Source organism: Methylobacterium bullatum, assembly GCF_014845095.1.
Classification (GTDB): domain Bacteria; phylum Pseudomonadota; class Alphaproteobacteria; order Rhizobiales; family Beijerinckiaceae; genus Methylobacterium; species Methylobacterium bullatum.
Window position 1 is genome coordinate 1 of the sequence record NZ_NKUG01000200.1, and the last position, 5,462, is coordinate 5,462.

A 5,462-nucleotide genomic window follows, 5' to 3' on the forward strand; every position below is an offset into this window, starting at 1 on the left:
CATTTGCGCCAGCGTGCCGGCATGCGGCCGTGCCGTTGGCGGATCAGCGACCCCCTCGTCCCCTACGACGAGGCGGAGGCTGCAAAGAAAGCACATGCCGGGCGGATCTCGAGCGGGGAGGCGGCCGAGATGGTCTGGCTGCTCGAACCCCCGCCGCTCTACACCGCCGGCACCTCGGCAAAGACCGCAGATCTCGTCGAGCCCGACCGGTTCCCGGTCCACGCCACGGGGCGGGGCGGCCAGTACACCTATCACGGGCCGGGGCAGCGGGTGGCCTATGTGATGCTCGACCTCAACCGGCGCAGACCGGACCTGCGCGCCTACGTTTCCGCCTTGGAAGCCTGGATCATCGCCACCCTCGGCGCCTTCAACGTGCGCGGCGAACGGCGCGAGGACCGCGTCGGCGTCTGGGTGCGCCGGCCCGAGAAAGGGGAGGGGGTGGAGGACAAGATCGCAGCGATCGGTATCCGCGTGCGGCGCTGGGTGAGCTTCCACGGCATCAGCCTCAATGTGGAGCCCGACCTGTCGCATTTCACCGGCATCGTCCCCTGCGGCATCAGCGGCCACGGCGTGACCAGCCTCGTCGATCTCGGCCAGATCGTCACCCTGCCCGAAGTGGACATGGCGCTACGTGCCTCGTTCGAAGCGATATTCGGAGAGACGCAAGACGGATGAGGGCCTGTGCAACACGGACACAGGGTCCGACACGGGATCGACGACGGTTGCGAAATACTGCTTTTCGCCGATTCAATGCCCCGGCGATCCAGCCAACATATTGAATTATAATTTGTTTTATCGGATCGTCGCCGACAAAGCCTTCAGATAATGACCGTCGGCGCCCGGGCCAACACAATAAAACCATTCTCAATCAAGCATCGATTCGCTGTGACTTGACGATGGACAATTGACAGGCCCGTGGTCGCGTTTGTAGCCCCTGACTGAGCGTGGTCAGGCAGAGCGGCGATCCGTCTCGCGTAGCGCCGCCCGGCTCCGGTATCGAGCGGTGGGCGATCCGTTCCACGCGGTCGTGACCGCACGGCTGTTCTGGTAGGCGCCCGCTCATGACGATCCGCACCGTTCTGTTCCGCCTGCATTGGCTGCTCGGCCTCACGGCCGGACTGGTCCTCGCCCTCGTTGGCGTGACCGGCGCGATGCTGAGCTATGAAGAAGCACTGACGGAATGGGCGAACGGCGACCGCGCCTTCGTCGCCGCGAGCGATGCGCCCCGCCTCTCGCCGGCCGCCCTCAAGGAAAGGGTCGAGACGCAGCGGCCAGGCCTCACGGTGAGTTCCCTGACTCTTTGGGCCGATCCGGAGAGAAGTCCGCGCATCCGCTTCGCTGGCGATGCCAAGCTGAGCGCGCGACCGCCGACACTCTATCTCGACCCCGTCGACGGCCGCGAACTCGGCGAGATGCGGCTGGAGGGCGCTTTCGCCACGATCCGCAAGCTGCATCGCTGGCTGCTGCTGCCGGGGGACGGCAAGGGCTGGGGCCGCAGCATCACCGGCATCTGCACCATCGCCCTGCTCCTATTCCTGGGAACGGGGCTCTACCTGCGCTGGCCCAGGATCCATTCCTGGAAAATCTGGCTGAAGCCCTTCCTCAAGCGGCCCGGTCGGCCGCGCTGGTGGTCGCTACACAGCATCGCCGGGACCTGGCTCATTCCGTTCTACACCGCCATCGCCCTGACCGGGCTATGGTGGTCCTACGACACCTATCGAAACGCCGCGACCTGGCTGCTCACCGGCGAAACCCGAGCCGCACGGGCGCCGCGCAGTCCGGGCGCACCCCCGCAGGTCCACGCGTCGGCCCTGGATATGGCCTGGGCGACCTTCAGCGCCAGCGAGGGGGCGGGCGCTCACATGGCTCTCATCGCACTCCCTGGGCCGGAACTGGCGACGATCCGCATCCGCTTCCTCGCCGCTCCCTCGGATCTGCCGAAGGCGCGCGACGAAGCGACGTTCGATCCCGTCACCGGCGCCCGCCTCTCTCAGACCCGATTCTCCGACAAGCCTTTGGGCCAGCAGATGGCCGAGAACATGCTGGAGGTGCATCGCGGGCGTTTCTTCGGCGGCATCGTCGCCTTCCTGTTCTTCACCGCGGCCCTGGCGATGCCGCTCTTCGCGGTCACCGGCCTGGTCCTCTACGTCCTGCGCCGCGGCGCCCGGCGCCGTAGATCGATGGCCGCGGCACCTGCCGGCGCAACGACGAGTCGCGCCTGAGCTGATGGCTGGTCCCGGCGCGGTGGCCTGCAGCGGATCTCTGCGTCCGTTTCACCGACACCGGGGTTCCGATTTCACAGGGCACTAAGAGGCATCGCTCAGGTCATATCCACGTCTGACAGATCCTGGCAGGCACTTGCACTTTAACGAGTTGTTAACTGCGAGCTTCATATCCTCCCGCCATGTGAAGGGGTGGATATGCTCGAACATCGCAGGATGCGCACGGTCGAGAGCCCTCGCTCCATGGAGCCCATCGGGCGCTAAGTTGCCAAGGCGGCCACGCATATCGCTGCCGGCCGCTTCCAGAAAGCGCATCTCAATCTTCAACGCGCCCTGGAAATGGCACCCGCCGATGCGAGTGTGCATTACCAGTTCGGTCTCCTGACCTGTAAAGTCGATGCCCCGGGGCCGGCGATTCCGCACTTTGTAAACGCTCTCAGGGCAGCCCCCGAACGATCCGCCTATTGGTTCGCCCTCGCGGGTGCGCTCGTGGAGGTCGACCGGATCGGAGAAGCGCGTGCGCTGATGGAGCGTTTCCGGGATCGAGGCGTGTCCGACGAGGAATCGCGCGCCGCCCTCAAAGACGTCGTCGACCACGCATTCTCCCTCGCACAGGCACGTTTCAAGGAGGGCGCCTTCCCAGTTGCGGAAGCATCGTTGGACCTCATCCTCTTCCTCGATGAGACGCATTCCGGCGCGACCTATCTCGCGGCCGCCATCGCCGCCCAGACCGGCCGCCTTCAGCAGGCGTTCGATCTCTTCAGCATCGTGATCGACCGGGAGCCGGACAACGCCACCTACTTCGCCAGCCTCGGCGCACTCCTGATGACAATGGGGGATAACGGGGGGGGGCCGTCTGGGCGCTGGAGAAGTCGGTCGGCCTCGACCCGGATCTCGCCATCGCTCATTCGAACCTGTCCGGCGTACTCCAGAAAGTCTCCCGACATGGCCTGGCGATGAGCCATGAGCAGCAGGCCATCGCGCTCGATCCCGCCTGCGTCGGCGCTCACATCAATCTCGGCTGCAGCCAGAAAAGCCTCGGCCAACTGACCGACGCGATTCGGAGCTTCGACCGGGCGCTCGCTCTCCAGCCCCTCAACGTAATCGCCTATTCCAACCGGCTGATCGCGAAGCTCTATGCCGAGGCCATTCCGGCCGCCGATTACGCCTCGGACGCCCGGATGTTCGGTACGCGCTTCGCCGATCCGCTCCCGCGGCTGCGCCCATTCGCCAAAGACCGGGATCCCGAGCGCCGGCTGCGGATCGGGCTCGTCTCCGGCGATCTCTGCACCCATGCCGTCGCCCGGTTCATCGAGCCTTTCCTGGAGCATCTGGACCGCTCCTCAATGGATGTCTACGCCTACATGACCCATGCTCATGAGGACGACGTATCGAGACGCCTGAGCACCATGTTGGACGGCTGGCGCAACATCTCCGGCCTGGACGACGACGCGGCGGCCGACCTCATCGAGGCGGACGCGATCGACGTTCTCGTCGATCTGTCGGGCCACAGTTCCGGCCACAGGCTGCTTCTCTTCGCTCGCAAGCCGGCACCCGTTCAGGTGACATGGATCGGCCATCCCGCAACGACGGGCCTGCGTGCCATCGACTACCGTCTGACCGACGCCGTGCACGACCTGCCCAGCGTGTCGGAGGATCTGCACACCGAGACAGTGTGGCGCTTGCCGGGTGTATCGGCGACGTATCAGGCGCGCGGCGACATTCCCGCGGTTCGGGGCCGTCCGCCTTTCGAGGATAACGGATACGTGACCTTCGGAGTCTTGAACCGCTTCGAGAAGATCAGTGACCTTACCCTGGAGACATGGGCCGGCATCCTTCATACCCTTCCCGATGCACGACTGTTCATGGTCGTCGCCAATGTCGGCGAGTCCGACATCCTGGCGCAGGTCGAGGAACGCCTCGCGAGAGCAGGGTTACCCCTCGATCGGATTCGCCTGCACCCGCGCGTCTCGACGGGCTACTTCGAGCTTTATCACCAGATCGACATCGCCCTCGATTCCTTCCCCTACAACGGCGGAACCACGAGCTGCGACACACTCTACATGGGGGTTCCCTTCGTTGCCCTGCAGGGCGCGAGCGCAGTCGAGCGCGCGGGGGTTGCTGTCCTGACGGCCGTTGGGCTCGAGGAATTGGCGGCCGAGACGCCGGAGGCATACGCGGCCTGCGCACTGTCCCTCGCGCGTGATCCCGATCGGTTGCGAGAGGTCCGATCGGGGCTGCGGGAACGCATGATCGCCAGCTCTCTCATGGATCACGCGCGCTTGGCCGCCCATGTCGGCGAAGCCTTTCGCACCATGTGGAGGCGTTGGGTCGATGCCAGTCGCGCTGCATAATCCCTCCCCCGATCCCGACGGTGTCGCTGAGCCCGTTCCCCAGGACACGGGGAACGCTTCAGTGCTCGCGACCCTGCAACGGCTCGATCAGGAATTCGCCCGCATCCTCGACATACCCGCGGATACCTCCACCGCAGCGGAGGAGCTTGGGCAATGCGGTGACATCGGGACGGCGGCAGCCGAACCGATCTTCGTCACGCGACCATTCCTACCGCCGTTCGAGGAGTTCGAACCGCTCCTGCGGCGCATCTGGCAGACCCGGATTCTAACCAATGGCGGCCCCTTCCACCAGGAATTGGAGGCGCGCCTCCGCGGCCATCTCGGCGTCCCGCAGGTGGCCCTTTTCAACAATGCCACCACGGCACTGATGGTGGCGCTACGGTCGCTGGACTTATTGGGCGAAGTGATCACGACGCCCTACTCCTTCGTTGCCACGTCCCATGCACTGAACCGCACCGAGAATGCGACCGATGCCGAACCCTTTCGAATCCAGCCTGCGTGTCGCCGCCGAGGGCCTCGTCGCGCTGGTGGCGGCCTGCAACCGGCTACGCCTGCCGCAGACGCCGCACCCGTTCGTGGTCGGCGTGCACGCGCCGATGCGTGAGGAACTGACGCTGTGGGACCTGCCCGTGACCGGGGCGATCCCGGCTGGGCTCGACGGACGCTACTTCAAGATGGGCGCCAACCCTGCCAGTCCGACGCCGCGCGGCCACGACTGGTTTCTAGGCGACGGCATGGTGCACGGCTTGCGTATCGAGGGCAGCAAAGCCCTGTGGTACCGCAACCGCTGGATCGGCTCGCGGACGGCAGCCGCGGCACTCCGCCGGCCCGCTGCGCCTGGACCACGCCGGGGCGACGATACCGTCAACACCAACGTTGTCGAGAT

The 5,462-nt window shown here is 65.7% G+C and carries 5 protein-coding genes and 1 pseudogene; all 6 read left to right on the plus strand.

Annotated elements, in window-relative coordinates; genetic code table 11:
- The first annotated feature begins 21 nt into the window (after positions 1–21).
- Positions 22–675, plus strand: a complete 654-nt coding sequence (lipB, locus tag MBTS_RS21640) for a lipoyl(octanoyl) transferase LipB (protein WP_192216451.1) — start codon at positions 22–24, stop codon at positions 673–675.
- Positions 676–1,061: 386 nt separating this feature from the next.
- The gene (locus tag MBTS_RS21645) at positions 1,062–2,222 is read left to right on the plus strand and encodes a PepSY-associated TM helix domain-containing protein (protein WP_192216449.1); all 1,161 of its coding nucleotides are present in this window, start codon (positions 1,062–1,064) and stop codon (positions 2,220–2,222) included.
- A 339-nt stretch (positions 2,223–2,561) separates the two neighbouring features.
- On the plus strand, positions 2,562–3,182 hold the full coding sequence (locus tag MBTS_RS24145) for a tetratricopeptide repeat protein (RefSeq protein ID WP_308444975.1): 621 nt from the start codon (positions 2,562–2,564) through the stop codon (positions 3,180–3,182).
- Between the two features lie 221 nt (positions 3,183–3,403).
- On the plus strand, positions 3,404–4,576 hold the full coding sequence (locus MBTS_RS24150) for an O-linked N-acetylglucosamine transferase, SPINDLY family protein (protein ID WP_342357243.1): 1,173 nt from the start codon (positions 3,404–3,406) through the stop codon (positions 4,574–4,576).
- Positions 4,557–5,024, plus strand: a pseudogene (locus MBTS_RS21655) (DegT/DnrJ/EryC1/StrS family aminotransferase); the annotation flags it as partial. The gene MBTS_RS24150 and the pseudogene MBTS_RS21655, both read left to right, overlap by 20 nt.
- Before the next feature lie 22 nt (positions 5,025–5,046).
- Positions 5,047–5,462: carotenoid oxygenase family protein (locus tag MBTS_RS21660; RefSeq protein WP_192216450.1), on the plus strand; the 416-nt coding region annotated here is incomplete at its 3' end.

What these genes read in the sequence shown, in the direction of transcription:
- lipB (WP_192216451.1), top strand. Translation starts at nt 22, where the DNA reads ATGCGGCCGTGCCGTTGGCGGATCAGCGACCCCCTCGTCCCCTACGAC.
- MBTS_RS21645 (WP_192216449.1), top strand. Translation starts at nt 1,062, where the DNA reads ATGACGATCCGCACCGTTCTGTTCCGCCTGCATTGGCTGCTCGGCCTC.
- MBTS_RS24150 (WP_342357243.1), top strand. Translation starts at nt 3,404, where the DNA reads ATGTTCGGTACGCGCTTCGCCGATCCGCTCCCGCGGCTGCGCCCATTC.
- MBTS_RS24145 (WP_308444975.1), top strand. Translation starts at nt 2,562, where the DNA reads ATGGCACCCGCCGATGCGAGTGTGCATTACCAGTTCGGTCTCCTGACC.